Origin of the sequence: Microseira wollei NIES-4236 (assembly GCF_020521235.1) — a bacterium.
GTDB classification, from domain to species: Bacteria; Cyanobacteriota; Cyanobacteriia; order Cyanobacteriales; family Aerosakkonemataceae; genus Microseira; species Microseira wollei.
On sequence record NZ_BLAY01000518.1, the window covers coordinates 1 to 596 of the forward strand.

Below are 596 nucleotides of genomic sequence, written 5' to 3' on the forward strand. Positions count from 1 at the left end.
TCCACCCAATAGCGCTGTCTTTGAAATGGATAGGTTGGTAGTGCGACTTTTGTCCGAAGGTAATCGCGGTCAAATCCTGCCCAATCTACCTTGACTCCGGCGACATACAACTGCCCTAAACTAGAGAGCATCGCTTGCCAAGAGTCCACGAGTGGACGCAAAGAAGGTAACCACAACCCCTCACTTTCTGGTAAGCACTCCCGCCCCATCCCCAACAAAATTGGCTTAGGCCCGATTTCTAAAAATACTTCATATCCCAGCTCAGCTAACGTCTCTATACTATTAGCAAATCGCACTGTTTGTAGGACATGATTTACCCAGTATTGTCCTGTGGCAATGTTCTCTTTTGCTAGTTTTCCGGTGACATTGGATACTAATGGTATCCGGGGCTGATTGTAGGTGACATGATTGGCTAATTGCTCAAACTCTGCCAACATTGGTGTCATCAAAGGGGAATGGAAGGCGTGGGATACTTGTAATCGTTTTGTCTTGACTCCCTGTGCTTCTAACTTTTGACAAATAGTAGCCAGAGCGGCACTGGCTCCAGATATTACCACACTTTCCGGACCATTAATCGCTGCTAGAGCCACTGTCTG

The 596-nt window shown here is 47.0% G+C and carries 1 protein-coding gene; it reads right to left on the reverse strand.

The window, feature by feature from the left end; genetic code table 11:
* On the reverse strand, positions 1-596 hold a 596-nt coding region (locus MiSe_RS49635; protein ID WP_226594987.1), incomplete at both ends, for an acyltransferase domain-containing protein.